The sequence below is a fragment of the Acinetobacter lactucae genome (genome assembly GCF_013122135.1).
GTDB classification, from domain to species: Bacteria; Pseudomonadota; Gammaproteobacteria; order Pseudomonadales; family Moraxellaceae; genus Acinetobacter; species Acinetobacter lactucae.
Map to the genome: position 1 here is coordinate 1,759,310 of NZ_CP053391.1, position 14,438 is coordinate 1,773,747.

Sequence of the window (14,438 nt, forward strand, 5' to 3'; positions counted from 1 at the left end):
TCATTCATATTAAGTTTCAAGTTATGTTCATGTAAAGACAAGATAGCGATGTAAGGGAAAAAGAATGTTTGAACTCTCAAAAAAAGCTCAAGATTTTGTCGAGCGAACAAGAAAATTTATTTTAGAAGAAATAGAACCTGTCGAAGCAAAATTTTGGGAAGAAGTTCATGAGTTAAATCCGGATGGAAATTGGAAAAAATGGCAGTGGCCAGAGCTCTTAGAAACGCTGAAATCTAAAGCGAAGCAAGCTGGCCTTTGGAATATGTTTTTACCCGATGAAAAGCTGGGTGCTGGATTAACTGTTCAAGAATATGCGCATATAGCTGAATTAACTGGCCGTAGCTTATTGGCACCAACCGTTTTTAACTGTAATGCACCGGATACGGGAAATATGGAATTGTTATGGCGCTATGGTAGTGAACAGCAAAAACAACAATGGTTACAGCCTTTATTAGATGGCAAAATTCGCTCGGTTTTTTGTATGACTGAACCAGAAGTGGCCTCAAGTGATGCGACCAATATGCAAGCGACTGCCTTAATCGACGGTAATGAAATTGTTTTAAATGGCAAAAAGTGGTGGTCGTCTGGTTTAGGTGATCCAAATGCCAAAGTCATTATTTTTATGGCGCACACCCCAGATGAAAGTAAAGACCGTCATCATCAACACTCTATGGTTTTAGTACCGATTGATACGGCGGGTGTCGAAATTCAGCGGATGTTACCTGTGTTTGGTGACTACGATGCACCGCATGGACATGGTGAAGTTCATTTTAATAATGTTCGAGTGCCTATCGAAAACTTTATTGGCGGAGCGGGACAAGGTTTTGAAATTGCCCAAGGCCGTTTAGGACCAGGACGTATTCACCATTGCATGCGCTGTATTGGGGCTGCTGAAAAAGCACTAGAACTCATGATTGATAGAGGCATGTCTAGAACGGCGTTTGGCAAAGAAATTTTAAGACTCGGAGGAAACCTCGAACGTGTAGCCGATGCTCGAGTCGCCATAGATCAAGCCAGACTTTTAACCTTGTATGCTGCTTATAAAATGGATACTTTAGGAAATATGGCTGCTTTAACAGAAATATCTGCAATTAAAGTGGTCGCTCCGAGTGTTTTAGAAAAAGTAGTCGATATGGCGATTCAGCTACATGGTGGTGCGGGTGTTTCAAGAGATACACCATTAACTGGTTTCTTTGCCCAAGCACGCAGTTTACGTTTAGCTGATGGTCCAGATGAAGTACATAAAGGCATGATTGCCAAATTAGAGTTGGCCAAACGTGGTTATGGTCGTCATAAGAAAGTATAAGTTTAAAGGAAGTGAATATGTCGGTAATTGATATAGGTGGTGAAGTACGTGAAGGTGAAGAGCTTGATATTGGGGCAGTTGAAAACTGGTTAAAAAGCCAGGGTGTTGAGTTGGTTGGTCTAGCAGTTGTTACTCAATATACAGGTGGGGCGTCGAATTGGACTTATCGTTTAAAGTATGAAAATACCGATTTAATTTTACGACGTCCCCCAAAAGGAACAAAAGCGAAGTCAGCTCATGATATGGCCCGTGAATATATGGTGCAGAAAAATCTTGCGCCTTATTATCCAGTGCTTCCAAAAATGGTGGCACTTTGTCAGGATGAATCAGTCATTGGCTGTGATTTCTATGTCATGGAACGTATTGAAGGCATTATTCCTCGTGCAAAATTACCGCCTGAACTTGGTTTTCATGAAGATGATGTGCATCAACTTTGTGTAAATGTTATTGATAAGTTGATTGAGCTACATCAAGTTCCTTATGAGAACACGCCTTTAGCTGAACTTGGGAAAGGTACAGGATATTGCCGTAGACAAGTTGAGGGTTGGGATAAGCGTTATGAAAAGGTTCGCACAATTAATGTCCCTTCATTTAAATATGTTCGAAAATGGCTAAACGATAATATCCCTCAAGACTCGACGACTTGTATTATTCACAATGATTGGCGTTTTGATAATGTGATTTTAGATCCAGAGCATCCAACAGAAGTGATTGGTGTGCTTGATTGGGAAATGGCGACCTTGGGTGATCCACTAATGGATTTGGGTAGTGCTTTGGCCTACTGGGTTGAGCCTACGGATAACATGATTTTTAGATCAACACGCCGTCAGCCGACTCACTTAAAGGGAATGTTCTCTCGAAAAGAAGTGGTTGATTATTATTTGCAAAAAACAGGGTTGGAACCTCAAAACTGGGCTTTTTATGAAGTGTTTGGTGTATTCCGCTTAGCAGTGATTGCCCAGCAAATCTATTACCGTTATTACCACAAGCAAACCCGAAATCCTGCTTTTAAAGATTTCTGGATTGTCATTCATGCGCTGCATATCAGAGCTTTAAAACTTATTGGGCAGCAAAAATTGCAAGAATCGGAATTTGCTCAGCAATCTCTACAGAAAATACAGGGTATTTTAAGAAAATGACCACAATTTATCTGGTAAGACATGGACAGGCATCATTTGGTAAAAGTAACTATGATGAGCTGTCTGAAAATGGTGAAGCTCAAGCGACTCTGTTAGGTCGTTATTTTAAGCAAATATTGAAAGAACAGCCTTATGTGGTTGCAGGGACTATGCAGCGTCATGAGCAAACAGCAAAGCTCGCACTCAATGAATGCTTTCCAGATGCAGTGATTCATCATAACAATTTATGGAATGAGTTTAACCATCAACAAGTTTTTGCCCGCTATGAACCACGTTTTGAACAGCCTGAACTTTTAAAAGCTGATGTCGCACAAGAACAGAACCCTCGTGCATATCTTGCCAAAATATTCGAAGGTGCCATTGGACGATGGACTGATGGTGATTTTCATCATGAGTATGATGAGTCTTGGCCGCATTTTAAAAATAGAGTCGAAAAGGCATTACAGCAACTTTGTGATGATTTAGCAAAAACCAAGCCTCGCTATGCAGTTGTTTTTACCTCTGGCGGTGTGATTTCCGTAGCAATTGGCAAACTGCTTGAACTGAGTCCCAATCGAACTTTTGCGTTGAATTGGGCAATTGCTAATACAAGCCTCACCACTTTGCGTTTGGTTGGAAATGAAGCTCAGGTATTAAGTTTAAATGAACATCACTTTATAAAAGCTGAACGTCCAGATTTACTGACATGGATTTAAAATAAGGATAAAACATGGCAAAGACAATTTTAATTACAGGCGCAAGTTCAGGCCTTGGCGCGGGTATGGCCCATGAATTTGCAGCCAAAGGTTATAACTTGGCGATTTGTGCACGCCGTTTAGACAGATTGGAAACTTTAAAACTCGAACTTGAAAATCAGTACGATATTAAAGTCATTGCAAAAAGTCTGGACGTTACCAATTACGATCAAGTTTTTGAAGTATTTCGTGCCTTTAAACAAGAGTTTGGCTATTTAGACCGAATTATTGTTAATGCTGGAGTCGGAAATGGCCGCCGTATTGGTAAAGGCAATTTTGAAATTAACAAAGCCACTGCCGAAACCAACTTTATTTCTGCTTTAGCACAATGTGAGGCAGCAACCGAAATTTTTAGAGAGCAAAATGCAGGTCATTTAGTGGTGATGTCATCCATGAGTGCGATGCGCGGATTACCAAAACATTTATCGACTTATGCAGCAAGTAAAGCTGCGGTTGCTCACTTGGCTGAAGGTATTCGTGCTGAATTATTGGATACCCCAATTAAAGTCTCAACCATTTTCCCGGGCTACATTCGTACTGAAATGAATGAAGGCGCTAAACATTTACCTTTTGAAGTTGATGCCAAAACAGGATGTAAGGCTTTGGTTAAAGCTATCGAAAAACAACCTGTAAAAGCGTATGTACCACAGTGGCCATGGTTACCAATGAGTATTGCTATGAAGGTTTTGCCTTTAAGATTGGTTAATAAATTAGGATAAAAAAATACCCCCTAAATTTTAGGGGGGTATTTTTTATTTAGAATTTTTTGGTGTAATTGACGAATAAACGGTCTTCACCAAAGTCATTGCCGTGTTTAACGTTGTAATCAATCCGAATGTATTGCAGGGCCACGCCTTTTAGGAAAGGTTGCTGAAACGCATAGTTTAAAATCACATTTGACTCAGTTTCGTGGTTTTTCTCACCATTGGCTGCTTTAAAATCATGACCGTAAACATATTTCACCATCGCATTTAAGCCTGGTACATAATCTTTAAAGTCATAGCCGTACATGACATGGTAAGACTTTTCGTCTTCTTTAAAGAAACCTGTTGCGTTCCAATTAATGAAATAAGTTTCTGGTAAAAAACCATCTGGTAGTGGATAAGCTGACTCACCAATAATTTGTTGGTAACCCAAACCAAAGGTATGGTTTTTTACTTTGACGGTTTCAAGTAATCCAATGTTCTCTGCATCAATATCAAAGGTATTACCGTCATCTTTGGCATTAAAGTACTTAAACTTAGAAGTAAGAGCGAAAGTTGGCTGTTTCCAAGTATGTTCAAGCCCAACATAATGCTTGTTATACAGATCTTCTAAATTACCAAAGTAGTATTCACCCTTCAAAGACGGTGTGAATTGATATCGCAGGTCAATATAATTCAATCCATCAGATTCTTTAGTAATTCCATTTGCAGTAAAGGAAAACTTTTTAAAGTCTTCTTCATTACGTGGAGACACTTTTTCAACTCGGCCAATTTCAGCATAGAGTTGATCTGAAAGTTGTGACTTTAGGTTGGTTCCCCAATAAGAAGTGAGTAGCTGACGACTAGCATCTACCGCCGTTACAGGTAAATCGAGCCAGAGTTCACCGACACTTAAAAGGGTTTTGTCATAGCCAAGTTTTAAGGTGGCACCGTATTTAAGATAGTCTGATGCCTGAGATTGCGTTTCTTTATTAAAAGGCAAAACTGTATCTGCGACATGTTTGTCTGAACTCAGGCGCACGGCGTATTGAACAGAAGCATCGGCCCCAATCGTGATAGGCTTGTCTGCAATAACTAGTGGGGTGTCATGCATTTTCGATTTATAAAATAACGATGCTGCCTGAGACCAACTGCCAGTATCTTTTAAGGCATCGTTATCAAAATCACGGTTGATATAGGCATTTTTTAAAGTGAATTTCCATTCATCTTCAGCTTGCTGATTCGGATTTGCGGCCCATGAGCTGCTGCACATCAGTAATAAAGTGGCAACAGCTAAAGTATGTGGTTTAAAACGGTGAAATAATTCCATAATCCATTTCCCAGATGTATGCCAGTCCTCGGCAATACTTAATTTTGAATATTTTGGTACTCTCTATGCATATAGATAGAGAGTACTTTTTTGCAAACGTTGAGAACTATTAATTTAATTTTTCAAGCTTCATGCTTTCACTAAAGAATTTGCAGCCTTTAAAAAGTAGAATTAAAGCCAGTACACATGACAGACCACCCACAATAGATAAAGAAGAACCCACCATTAACGGATTACCAAAAACTTTATCTGTAATAATGGCCACCAATGTTGTACCAATACCGAGTCCAATTAAGTTACTGACCAAAAGAAAGAGGGCAGAAAGTCGTGCTCTAAATTGGTTAGGAGCTAACATCTGTAAAGCAGTTGCCGAAATCACTAAAGGGAAAGAAGCAAAGAACATTGCCGGAATCAGTAAGCTAACTGAAAGCCAAAGCTGGTCTGTTTGGGTAAAAAATGCAATTGGAATAATCAGACCAACAATACCAATAACGCCTGTGAACATCGGTGCATCTTGACGGCCTTTTTTGATAAACCAGTCGTTTAGCCAGCCTGCACAGAACACGCCTAATGTATTTGCGATTAATAGAATGGTACCGAGCATATAGCCTGTTTCAGTCGGCGCAAGTTGAAACTTTCGAATATAAAATGCAGGTGTCCAGCTAGTTAGGCTATAGAGCGCCATTGCATAAAAGGTAAAACCTAAATAATGACAAGTAAATGTTTTCGAATGTTTTTTAATAAACTGAAGACATTGCGTGAATTTAACTTGGTCAACTTGTCCATTTTGGTTGAGTTGTTGGCCTTTACGTGCAGGATCTTTAACGGTCAAAATAAACAGCAAACCAATAATGATGCCGGGTAAACCCACTACTAAAAAGGCAATTTGCCATGCCTTGAGTGCGCCTAATAGTGGAACTTCAATGAGTGTCACGCCTTTAAGCAAGTTAATGACATAACCGCCAACTAAGAAGGCAATACCTCCACCTAAAAAAGCACCAATTGAATAGATCCCGACGGCACGCCCCAGTTTGTCCTTACTAAACATGTCGCTAAACATTGAATAAGCAGCTGGAGATAAGGCAGCTTCACCGACACCTACTGCCATACGGCTTAAAAACAGTTGAATAAAGTTTTTACTTAAACCACAAGTTGCCGTTGCTAGACTCCAAACAATAATCCCGATTGAAATCAGTTTTGGTCGTGAAAAACGATCGGCAATATAGGCTAATGGTAAGCCCATAACTGCGTAAAACAGTGAGAAGGCGAGGCCATGTAACAAGCTAAATTGTGTATCTGAAAGTTGGAGATCTGCTTTGATGGGTTCAATCATCAGCGCCAGAATTTGGCGATCAATAAATGAAAATATATATGCCAACATACAAAGTATGACCACATACCATGCATAGGCATTGCTTTTCTTCTGTGTCCTTTCAACAGCGATATTACTTTGGTTCATACACTTAATCCTTATGTATAAAACGCTTAAAGAAATTGATATCTAACTTTTATTATTCCTCTGAAGTTTTCGATATTTCCCCCTTTTAGATAAGAATAATAAATAGGCTAGAAATGAGTAATTTGGTCTCGTACAGACCGGAAGAGTGTGTCTAAACCCAATTAGGAGTTAATGGGATTTTTAAGATCATGGAATTATTATTTTCTTTTTATATGTAAAATTCCATTACTTATTGAGTATGTTAGAATACCTAAAAAGTATGTTAAGTAATTATATATAGATAAATTTATGATATAAGAATTTGATTTTATTTGTTTTTAGTATTCTAACGAAAGAGCAGCTAAAGGAAAAGAAATTTTAACTGCTCTAAAAGAACTAATTTATTATGATGAGGAATTTTTAACTTGACGGCATCAGGTCAAATAATTTCTTTAACTGATGATTTAAATTGTGTAGCTCATCTTCTGAAAAAGCATTCAGGATGCCTGCTAAGGTGACCACACTAATTTGATTAATCTGTTCAACCAGCTCAATGCCTTTGGCTGTTAATTTCACCATCGAGATTCGTTCATCCGAAGTAGAAGAGTAGACCTCGACAATTCCATCTTCTACCAAGCGATATACAGCTTTGGTTGCTGTCGTTAACTTTAATGTAGAAAGATTGGCAATATCGGTAATACTGGCTTCACCAAGGGCATTCGTACTTAAAATAATTTTACGGCGTGTATTATCAATACCTAGTTTTTTTATTGACTTTTCAATGAGTTGTGAATACTTTCCGTTAACTTGAGAAACCCAAAAAAAAGGAAAATTTTGAATACTCGACGGTTCTTTATTAGGAAGAAATTGTTCTAAATGATCAAGCATAGCTAAGCAATAACTTAGTGAAAAAAGGGTAATCCTATTATAAACAAAATTTTGCATATTTCCTTGAGAACAAATTATAAAAAATACTTGACAATTCCATTAAATTTTCCCATATTTTAATTAATGAATAAAAATACATGGAAAAGTGAATGAATATTGTTAGCCAAAGCGTGCACAAAGGAAGTGGCAAGCTCAAGGTCATGGTCAAGGACACAATTGATATTCAAGGTCTAAAAACCATTGCTGGTAGTCGAGCTTTATTAAATGTTGAACCTGCTCAAGAGGATGCTGAGGTAGTTAAAAACATTTTAAAAGCAGATTGTGAAATTATTGCGAAAACAAATTTGCACGAATTGGCTTTTGGAATTACGGGCATTAATCATGCTTTTGGTACACCCATTAATCCTAAATATTCTGAACTTATTCCTGGTGGGTCTTCGAGTGGTTCGGCCGCAGCCGTTGCTGCAAAGCAAGCTGACTTTACTTTAGGTACAGACACGGGCGGCTCTATCCGTATGCCCGCTGCGTGTTGTGGAGTTTTTGGTTTAAAACCGACTTTCGGGCGCGTCAGCAGAAAAGGCGTATATCCGCCGTCGAGTTCTTTAGATTGTGTTGGCCCTTTTGCAAATTCAGTCGAGATGATTGAAAAAGCGATGCAAATTATTGATCCAACTTTTAAGCCAACTGAATTTACTAGTGCCCCAAAAATTGCTGTTCTCGATGTAAAAGCAGATGAGGTTATTTGGAACTGTATTTATCAAGCACTTCAAAAAGCCAATTTACAGACCACTTTAGAAAAAGTTGAACATTTTGAAGCTGCTTTTGATGCAGGCATGCAGATTATTAATTATGAAAATTGGCAAGCTTTTGGTGAGTTAACTCAGACAGGCTTAGTTGGTTCTGATGTAAATAATCGTTTATTAAAAGCTGCCGCAACAACTTTAGAGCAAGTTAAACAAGCAGAAGTTGTGAAAGTGCAGTTGACCCAAGAACTCGATGCTCTACTAGAAAAATATGATGCATTGGTTTTACCGACACTTCCACAAATTCCACCGAAAGTTTCTGAAGCTGAAAACACGGTCGCTTTTTTAAATCTTACGGGTTTAGTTCGACCATTTAATTTATCAGGGCATCCAGCCATTTCAGTGCCACTTGCAACCAGTGAAGGTTTACCTGTGGGCTTACAGATCGTATCGAAGCATCAAAAAGATGAGCAATTATGCGCAATAGCTAAATTTTGTGTTGATGCAATGCAATAAATTACAAGGAGTTAGATGATGAATAAGTTGTCTAAAATGGAGTTTGCTTCTCAAGACAAAGCAGTTGATTTAGATGCTTTGTGTCAAGAAATACGTGAGCGTGCCTGTACAGGTGAATTTGATAATCAGGCGTATGTGAGCCAAGACATTATCGAAAAACTTAAACAGATTGGGGTTTATCGTGCGTTGGTGCCTAAACGTTTTGGTGGTGAAGAATGGTCTCCTCGGCAATTTTGTGAGTTGATCGAAACTTTATCTAAAGCTGATGGTTCAGTCGGTTGGGTGGCAAGTTTCGGTATGAGCCCTGCCTATTTAGGAAGTTTGCCTGAAGAAACGCTTAAAGAATTGTACCAAAACGGGCCAGATGTTGTATTTGCCGGAGGTATTTTTCCGCCACAACCTGCTGAAATTACCGATGAAGGTGTAGTGGTTCGTGGACGTTGGAAATTTTCCAGCGGCTGTATGGGAGCTGACATTGTTGGCGTGGGGATTTCACCGCTTAAAAACAATGAAATGCAAGGCTTACCACGCATGGCAGTGATGCCTGCCAAAAAAGCCAAAATTGAAATGACATGGGACACCGTTGGCCTAAAAGGCACGGGAAGCCATGATTTAGTGGTCGAAGATGTATTGGTTGAAAAGAAATGGACCTTTGTCCGTGGTGAACCTTCAAAACTAAGCGAGCCATTTTTTAAATATCCGTCACTGTCGTTAGCGACGCAAGTATTAACCGTGGTGGGTATTGGTGTTGCTGCTGCTGCATTAGAAGAATTTGAAAAATTGGCACCGGGTAAAGCATCCATTACTGGCGGGTCAGAAATTGCAAACCGTCCAGTGACTCAATATGAGTTTGCTCAGGCTGATGCAGAGTTTCAGGCTGCAAAGTCTTGGTTTTATCAAACCATGGACATTGTTTGGAATGAAATTATTGCTGGGCATGAAGCAACTGCTGAACAAATTAGTGATATGCGTCTGGCATGTACTCATGCAGCTCGAGTTTGCGCCAAAGTCACCCGAAAAATGCAAATGCTTGCGGGCATGACAGCGATTTATACCAACAATCCATTTAGCCGTTTTGTGAATGACACCAACGTGGTGACTCAGCATGCCTTTATGGGTGATGCAACTTTACAAAATGCAGGCTCAATCAGTTTCGGGTTAAAACCAACCCCAGGTTATTTATAAGTTTAATTTTTAAAAGGATATTGAGATGGAAGCTAAAAAATCATTACGCGTTTTGTTCTGCATGGGTATTAACCAAAACTTTTTTGATGCAGAACCTGCTGAAGCCAAAGCAGTTTGGGCAGCGTTTGGTGAAATGTGGAATGGCATTCATGACTTACCGGGCGTGCATGTTTTTGGAAATCTTGATGATGACCAAAGCATGGTTGGCCCAAGTGCAGGTTGGCCTTGGACAACTTATTTGCTTGCTGATGTTCCGGATATTGAAACCGTACATGCCGCTTGTAACTTGTTTAGAACGACCGTGGTGGGTGAAGGGCCATACAAACTTTGGAAATATTGCAAAGTTGAAGCTCGTGTTGGGCGTGAATTGATTATCCAACGTTAAGGCGATGGCAATGAATGACAAAGTGAATATGGCAGAAATCATAGAGCGGCTAGAACAGTTAGAAGCGCACAACGCGATTCGTAACTGCCTGAACCGTTATATGGAGATCTGCGACGAGCTTAATGCAAATACAGACCTTGATGAGCTAATGAATCTTTTTGATCAGGACTGTATTTGGGAAGGTGTTGGCGAGAAATATGCCAAATCTTTTGGCCGTTATGATTCTTGGCAGTCGATTTACGACATGTTTAAAAGCTATACCCAAAAAGAATCTCACTTTGTTATGAATGCACACTTTGTAAATTCAGAACAAATTTATGTAAATCAAAATGATGCAAATGCTTCATGGCTCATGTTGCAAACTTCAACCTTTAAAGATGGCCGTAGTCATCTGAATACAGCAAAGCTCAATGTGAAGTTTCAAAAGCAAGCAGATGGAACATGGAAAATTAAACATTTCCAAACACAGAATATTTTCAGTCGTCCGGTATCGCATTGGCACAGTGAAGCTGAATTGCCGGTACCTTCCCAGGAATGACCCAGGACATATTTAAAAGGACTATTGATATGAACAGTATTATCCCAACGCATAACATTGGCATTGATTACGATGCTTTGGTTCAAAGTGACCGTGCCCATACTTCTCTTTATAAAGATGAACGCATTTTTGATGAAGAGATGGAAAAAATCTTTTATAGCACTTGGGTGTGGGTTGCGCATGCCAGCGAAATTCCGGAAGGCGGAAGCTATAAAACCATTAATATCGGTAAACAGCCTGTGGTTGTGGTACGTGACCGTAAAAAGAAAGTCCATGTACTTTTAAACCGTTGTCGTCACCGTGCAGCAACCGTATGTGAACATAAAAAAGGAAAAACCAATAGTTTTGTATGTCCGTACCACGGTTGGAGTTATGCACTTGACGGTAGTTTACGTGGTGTTCCATCTCCGGAAAGCTACGGCGATTGTTTAGATAAATCAGAATTACCACTGGTGAGTCTACGGGTAGAAGAATATAACGGCATGATCTTCGCTTCATTTAAAGAAGACATTCAACCGCTTGAAGAGTTCCTTGGGCCTGCAAAAAAATGGATTGACCTATTTATGAAACAGGGCGCGGGTTATCCAATTAAAGTGTTGGGTGAACACCGTTTCCGTTTCCCGGGTAACTGGAAAATCCAGCTTGAAAATACCACCGATGCATATCACTTCCCGTTGGTACATAAGTCATTCTTAAGTTCTGTCGATGAAAAAACAGAAGAACTCTTTAACTTCGAAAACCAACCGGGCTTTGTTGAAGACTTAGGTAATGGTCACAGTGTGATGGTAATGATTCCTGAACTGGTTGATCTAGACGAAGAGCTTATGGAGCGACCAATTCAAGAGCGTTTTGAAGACTTGGCTCAAGCTTTGCGTGATGAAGGTCATGAAGAATTAGAAGTCCGCCGTATTGTTCGCGCAGTGGGTGGTTCTGGCTTTAACTTAAATTTATTCCCAAATATTGCATGTTCAATGGCCTTCTTCCGTGTGTTACAACCAATTTCAGTTGCTGAAACAGAAATTCATCACTCGGTGATTACGATGGATGGCGGTCCGCAAATTGCCAACCAATACCGCTTACGTTTGCATGAACATTTCCAAGGTCCATTTGGTTTTGGTACGCCAGATGACTCAGAAGCTTGGGAGCGCGTACAGCACGGCGCCAATGCGGGTAATGATTTATGGATCATGTTGAACCGTGGTTTACCAGGCGAAGTCAAAACTGAAGATGGCTTAAAAAGTGATGTCAGTGCTGAAACAGGTATGCGTGCAGCCTATCAGCAGTGGAAAAAGATGATGACGGCTTAAGGAGAGAGCAATGAATATAAATCTGCAATTATTAAATGAAGTCACTGCTTTCATCTGGGCTGAAGCAGATATGTTAGATCATAGTGAATACCGTGAATGGCTCAATTTATGGGATGAAAAAGGCGTTTATATCATTCCAATTGACCCAAACCTAACGGACTACGAAAACAACTTAAATTATGCCTATGACGATAATCATATGCGTACTTTACGTGTAGAGCGTCTTGAAAATGGTGAAGCGATTTCTACAGCACCTAAGGCAAATACGGTGCGTAGCGTTTCTCGTGTACGCATTGTTCAGGACCAAGATGATGAAATCGTTTTGCGTTGTGCTCAAAACTTACGTGAATTCCGTAAAGAAAACCTTAAGCATTACACCGCAGATATTACTTACCATCTAACTCGTGATGCGGCTACAGGCTTTAAGATTAACCGTAAAATCATTAACTTGGTTAACTCAACCGATACCTTAGCTGGTATTAGCTACATTCTTTAGGAGCAGTAACATGAAACAAGTTGTTTTAGTGACAGGTGCTGCTTCTGGACTCGGTAATGTCATTGCTGAATATTTTGCGAGCCAAGGTCATCAAGTGATTTTGTCGGCAAGTACGCTTGAAAAAGCCGAAAATGCCAAGGCACAAAGTCAATATGCACAACATATGTTTCCAGTGAAATTAGATATTTCTGTCGAAGCAGATTTTCATGCTGCCGTGCAATGGATTGAAGAGAAATTTTCTAAACTTGATGTGTTGATTAACAATGCCACCGTCACCAAAGCAACGCCAGTATTAGAAATTACCGCAGCCGATTTTGATTGGGTGACCCAAGTCAACCAACGTGGCACCTTTCAGGCTTGTCAAATTATTGGCCAATATATGGCTAAAAAAGGCTATGGACGCATCATTAATATGGCGTCTTTGGCGGGACAAAACGGTGGTACTGCAACGGGTGCACACTATGCGGCAACAAAAGGTGCGATTGTGACATTAACCAAAATTTTTGCCAAAGAGTTTGCGGCAAAAGGGGTGACGGTCAATGCAGTTGCACCGGGTCCAATGGAATCACCAATCGTTCATAGTGTGGTGTCAGACGAAAAAATGGAACAGTTCATCCAGAATATTCCGGTTAAAGCCTTAGGAAGTATGCATTTCATTGCTGAAACTTGTGGCTTGCTCGCGAGTCCAAATGCGGGGTTTGTGACTGGTGCAACATGGGATATTAACGGTGGTTTATTCATGCGTTAAGCCACGAGCTTAACCATGAAAAGGGAGTTGAATCATGACTACACTTTATGATGTTGTCGTTAAAAATCGCCATGTGGAAGGTGGAAATATTGCAGTCATGGAATTTGAATCTGCAACTTCTACAACCTTGCCAAAAGTGGAAGCAGGTGCGCATATTGATGTGCACTTACCAAATGGCATGGTGCGCCAATATTCACTTTGCCAAAATCCAAATGACGAAGGTAAGTTTCGCCTTGGAATTTTACGTGATCCTGAATCACGTGGTGGCTCAATCTCGGCTTTTGATGAAATTAAAGATGGCATGCAAATTCAGGTCAGTGAGCCAAAAAATTTATTTCCACTTTTAAAAGCCAAACACAGTGTATTGATTGGCGGTGGTATCGGGATTACGCCGTTAATTACGATGGCATATCAACTTGCACATGAAGGCGAATCATTTGAGCTTCATTACTGCGGCGCTAGCCCAGAAAACTGTGCTTTTGTTGATGAAATTAAAAATGGTGAGTTAGCCAAGTACACAACCTTCCATTTTAAATCCGAAGGGGCAAGCCACAGGGCATTTTTTGAATCTGCTATTAAAGATATTGACCTTGAGAGCCATATTTACACCTGTGGTCCAGTCGGTTTCATGGACTGGGTGATTAACCTTGCCACGACTCACGATTTTCCTGAGCAGCAAATCCACAAAGAATATTTCCAAGTTGAAACTGACACTTCTGGAGATTCATTTGAGGTGGTGGCTGAGCGTAGCGGAAAAATCATTATGGTTGAAGCAGGTGAAACCATTTTGCAGGCTTTGGCTAAAGAAGGCATCGAGATTGAAATGTCTTGTGAGCAAGGCGTATGCGGAACCTGTATGTGCGATGTGATTGAAGGCGAACCTGACCATCGAGATGTTTACTTTACTGATGAAGAAAAAGCCAGCAATGAGCAAATATTGGTGTGCTGTTCGCGCTCTAAAACACCGAGACTAGTTTTAGATATCTAATGCTCTCGCGATTT

Annotated in this window: 15 protein-coding genes; 12 read left to right on the forward strand and 3 right to left on the reverse strand. The window is 40.1% G+C overall.

Features of this window, described 5'->3' with window-relative positions; translation table 11 throughout:
- The first annotated feature begins 64 nt into the window (after positions 1-64).
- Genes HLV59_RS08180 through HLV59_RS08195 form a run of 4 tightly spaced genes read left to right on the forward strand, consistent with a single transcriptional unit; the run spans position 65 to position 3,898 of the window.
- Positions 65-1,306: an acyl-CoA dehydrogenase family protein gene (locus HLV59_RS08180; protein WP_171429713.1), complete on the forward strand. Its 1,242-nt coding sequence runs from the start codon at positions 65-67 to the stop codon at positions 1,304-1,306.
- 17 nt (positions 1,307-1,323) lie between these two features.
- Complete coding sequence (locus HLV59_RS08185; protein WP_171429714.1) at positions 1,324-2,445, forward strand: phosphotransferase family protein; 1,122 nt, start codon at positions 1,324-1,326, stop codon at positions 2,443-2,445.
- Positions 2,442-3,140, forward strand: coding sequence for a histidine phosphatase family protein (locus HLV59_RS08190; protein WP_171429715.1), 699 nt, complete (start codon positions 2,442-2,444; stop codon positions 3,138-3,140). Before HLV59_RS08185 ends, HLV59_RS08190 begins: the two co-directional genes overlap by 4 nt.
- Before the next feature lie 14 nt (positions 3,141-3,154).
- Positions 3,155-3,898 carry an SDR family oxidoreductase gene (locus HLV59_RS08195; protein ID WP_171429716.1) on the forward strand — a complete coding sequence of 248 codons (744 nt, stop codon included), beginning with the start codon at positions 3,155-3,157 and terminating at the stop codon, positions 3,896-3,898.
- A 37-nt stretch (positions 3,899-3,935) separates the two neighbouring features.
- Here HLV59_RS08195 and HLV59_RS08200 read toward each other — a convergent pair whose 3' ends face one another.
- The 3 genes from HLV59_RS08200 to HLV59_RS08210 all read right to left on the reverse strand — a co-directional run bounded on the left by HLV59_RS08200 (position 3,936) and on the right by HLV59_RS08210 (position 7,518).
- Positions 3,936-5,192 (reverse strand): OprD family outer membrane porin, encoded by a 1,257-nt coding sequence (locus HLV59_RS08200; RefSeq protein WP_171429717.1) that lies wholly within the window; start codon positions 5,190-5,192, stop codon positions 3,936-3,938.
- Positions 5,193-5,301: 109 nt separating this feature from the next.
- The gene (locus HLV59_RS08205; RefSeq protein WP_171429718.1) at positions 5,302-6,651 is read right to left on the reverse strand and encodes a spinster family MFS transporter; all 1,350 of its coding nucleotides are present in this window, start codon (positions 6,649-6,651) and stop codon (positions 5,302-5,304) included.
- A 399-nt stretch (positions 6,652-7,050) separates the two neighbouring features.
- The gene (locus HLV59_RS08210; protein ID WP_017386059.1) at positions 7,051-7,518 is read right to left on the reverse strand and encodes a MarR family winged helix-turn-helix transcriptional regulator; all 468 of its coding nucleotides are present in this window, start codon (positions 7,516-7,518) and stop codon (positions 7,051-7,053) included.
- Positions 7,519-7,667: 149 nt separating this feature from the next.
- Between HLV59_RS08210 and HLV59_RS08215 the strand changes: the two genes are divergently transcribed.
- Genes HLV59_RS08215 through HLV59_RS08250 form a run of 8 tightly spaced genes read left to right on the forward strand, consistent with a single transcriptional unit; the run spans position 7,668 to position 14,424 of the window.
- Entirely contained in the window at positions 7,668-8,777 is a 1,110-nt protein-coding gene (locus tag HLV59_RS08215; RefSeq protein ID WP_171429719.1) for an amidase, read from the forward strand.
- A gap of 36 nt (positions 8,778-8,813) precedes the next feature.
- The gene (locus HLV59_RS08220) at positions 8,814-9,962 is read left to right on the forward strand and encodes an acyl-CoA dehydrogenase family protein (protein ID WP_127492927.1); all 1,149 of its coding nucleotides are present in this window, start codon (positions 8,814-8,816) and stop codon (positions 9,960-9,962) included.
- Positions 9,963-9,987: 25 nt separating this feature from the next.
- Positions 9,988-10,347 (forward strand): hypothetical protein, encoded by a 360-nt coding sequence (locus tag HLV59_RS08225; RefSeq protein WP_000387554.1) that lies wholly within the window; start codon positions 9,988-9,990, stop codon positions 10,345-10,347.
- 4 nt (positions 10,348-10,351) lie between these two features.
- Complete coding sequence (locus HLV59_RS08230) at positions 10,352-10,885, forward strand: nuclear transport factor 2 family protein (RefSeq protein WP_078224335.1); 534 nt, start codon at positions 10,352-10,354, stop codon at positions 10,883-10,885.
- Positions 10,886-10,914: 29 nt separating this feature from the next.
- Complete coding sequence (locus HLV59_RS08235) at positions 10,915-12,192, forward strand: aromatic ring-hydroxylating oxygenase subunit alpha (RefSeq protein ID WP_005069110.1); 1,278 nt, start codon at positions 10,915-10,917, stop codon at positions 12,190-12,192.
- 10 nt (positions 12,193-12,202) lie between these two features.
- On the forward strand, positions 12,203-12,688 hold the full coding sequence (locus HLV59_RS08240) for an aromatic-ring-hydroxylating dioxygenase subunit beta (protein ID WP_151748328.1): 486 nt from the start codon (positions 12,203-12,205) through the stop codon (positions 12,686-12,688).
- Between the two features lie 10 nt (positions 12,689-12,698).
- On the forward strand, positions 12,699-13,436 hold the full coding sequence (locus HLV59_RS08245; protein ID WP_171429720.1) for an SDR family NAD(P)-dependent oxidoreductase: 738 nt from the start codon (positions 12,699-12,701) through the stop codon (positions 13,434-13,436).
- Positions 13,437-13,470: 34 nt separating this feature from the next.
- On the forward strand, positions 13,471-14,424 hold the full coding sequence (locus tag HLV59_RS08250) for a PDR/VanB family oxidoreductase (protein WP_062848855.1): 954 nt from the start codon (positions 13,471-13,473) through the stop codon (positions 14,422-14,424).
- Positions 14,425-14,438: the final 14 nt, after the last annotated feature.